Genomic DNA, 2300 nt, shown 5'->3' on the forward strand with positions numbered 1-2300 from the left:
CCATCACCGACGACGTCGTCGAAGCCGCCGCCAGCGTCCTCGTCATCGGATAGCCACCGCCAAACAACAACGCAAGAACACCGCCAAAGAGCGTCAACATTCACAAGTTCGGGAAGGGCTGCCATATGTGACCGCAAGGGGATCGCTTTGTGGGACGCCATCGAGCGTGCGCGCTTGCTGACGACTCAGGCAGAATCACGTGCCTCACCGACGATGTCGACCGTCCCATATAGCGTGTTCGTAAGAAATCCCGCTGACGGTTCCCTATATGGGACGACGAGGAGGGTCAGATGATCGTTGGCTACGCACGGGTGTCCACTATCGCCCAGGACGTCGAGACGCAGCGCCTCGCCCTGCTCGAGCTGGGTGTCGCCCCCGACCGGATCTACACCGACGAGGGGTTCACGGGTAAGAACCTCGAACGTTCAGGGCTGCGTGAAGCGATGGCCGCGGTGCGGGAGGGGGATACTCTCGTCGTCCCACGGCTGGACCGGTTCGCGCGGAATGCGGAAGAGACGCTCCGGCAGGTTCGTGAGCTCACCGAACGTGGCGTGATCTTTCAGATGGGGCGCACCACGTACGACCCTCGCGACCCGTGGTCGAAGCTGTTTCTCACTTTCCTCGCTGGCATGGCTGAGGCGGAGGGCGGATGGATCAGTCTCCGGACCCAGGAGGCGATGGCGCGCCCCGCGGTCCGGGCGAAGTTGAAAGGCCGGCAGCCGAGCTTGTCGCCCGAGAAGGATGCGGCGATCGCCAGGCACTTCGCGGACAACGAGATGACTCCGGCAGAGATCGCCACGCTATTCAACACGTCGCGCAGCAGCGTCTACCGCGCGGCCGGCAGGCATCAGAAGCGGATGGAGGCGCGTCGTGGCTGAGGGGGGTTCGACTAGTTGCCCTTGACCTCATCACCAACCGGGCCGCGGCGCTGCACGCCACGGACTACGGCACACCCACCGGCATCGCGAGGTACCCGCCGTCGACGGCGAACTGCGAGNGACATGCGCACACCCGCCGAGGTCGAACAGGCGTATTACGCTGATCAGGAATCAGCCAATCCGACACCTGTCGGACAAGGCTCCCGATAGGAACGAAAGTCAGGCCGATTCAGACTGCCCGCCCACCGGGCAGGCATCGACCGCGACAGCAACCGCCTCGTCTGGTGGATCGACCTCGACGACGGCACCCGCACCATCCTGCTCAAGGGAGCGAGCCGCTGATCGGCTGACCGGGGGACCCCTTGGGTGCGAGGAGTTCCCCGGTCGCAACCGACCGCTCGCAACCGTTCAGGAGCAGGATGCAACCCTCGACAGTGTTCACCATCGGTCACTCCACACACCCGATCGAGGAGTTCATAGCGCTGCTCGAAAACAACGGCGTGCAACAACTCATCGATGTGCGGACGGTTCCCGGCTCCCGACATAACCCGCAATTCGGCGCGCAGGCGCTTGAGGAAAACCTGACGGACGCAGGCCTGCACTATGCGCGGATGAAAGAACTCGGCGGTCTCCGCCACACCCCAGTGAATGTGGAGAGCATCAACGGTGCCTGGCGCAACAAAAGCTTCCGAAGCTACGCCGACTACATGCAAACCGAGCCCTTCGCGCGTGGAATAGACCGTCTAATCGATCGAGCAAAAGAGAAGACTGTGGCGATCATGTGCGCGGAAGCGGTCCCGTGGCGCTGCCACCGGTCTCTCATCGCGGATGCGCTGCTCGTTCGCCACATTTCTGTGAAGGACATCATGAGCGCCACCTCCACCAAACCCCACACACTCACGTCGTTCGCGTCGGTGGACGGGCAGCGGGTCTGGTACCCGCCCACTAACCTGGAAGGGCAACCGTAGGCATAGCGAGCCTCTCGCCGATGTGACCGAGTTGTCATTCCGAGAATGGATGTCGTCCACCATGGGCACACTGCACTACGGCGGGTCGGAAGCGCCGATCGTCAGCACCCCGGCGACGGACAAGGCGGTGGACGCGGAGGGCAAGGCCTGGCAGGTCGGCAACGCGCTCATTCAACGCCCCGGCACGGGCGAGGACATCGCGTACACGGCGCTCTACCTGGCCTCCGACGAGTCCTCTTGGGTGACCGGACAGAACTACAGCGTCGACGGCGGCGCGACCGCCGGGTGGCGGAACGACAGCGAGACGGACCGACTGGCCGCGAAGAACGGTTGACACGCGGGTCGCGGCGCGACCGGTGACGGACGGGAGGCACGGTGCCAGCTGACACCGTGCCTCCCGTCCGTCGTGGCCACCTCGTCTAAATCGCGAGGTACCCGCCGTCGACGGCGAACT

At 64.2% G+C, this 2300-nt stretch carries 3 protein-coding genes; all 3 read left to right on the forward strand.

Annotated features, from left to right (window positions below; all coding sequences use genetic code 11):
- Positions 1-290 precede the first annotated feature (290 nt).
- The 3 genes from D8Y23_RS16445 (at position 291) to D8Y23_RS16455 (ending at position 2180) form a co-directional block, all read left to right on the forward strand.
- Entirely contained in the window at positions 291-878 is a 588-nt protein-coding gene (locus D8Y23_RS16445) for a recombinase family protein (RefSeq protein ID WP_128219093.1), read from the forward strand.
- 434 nt (positions 879-1312) lie between these two features.
- Complete coding sequence (locus tag D8Y23_RS16450) at positions 1313-1846, forward strand: DUF488 family protein (protein WP_240663945.1); 534 nt, start codon at positions 1313-1315, stop codon at positions 1844-1846.
- A gap of 49 nt (positions 1847-1895) precedes the next feature.
- Positions 1896-2180, forward strand: coding sequence for an SDR family oxidoreductase (locus D8Y23_RS16455; protein ID WP_108320584.1), 285 nt, complete (start codon positions 1896-1898; stop codon positions 2178-2180).
- Positions 2181-2300 lie beyond the last annotated feature (120 nt).

This window comes from Microbacterium enclense (genome assembly GCF_004022425.1).
Lineage (GTDB): Bacteria > Actinomycetota > Actinomycetes > Actinomycetales > Microbacteriaceae > Microbacterium > Microbacterium enclense_A.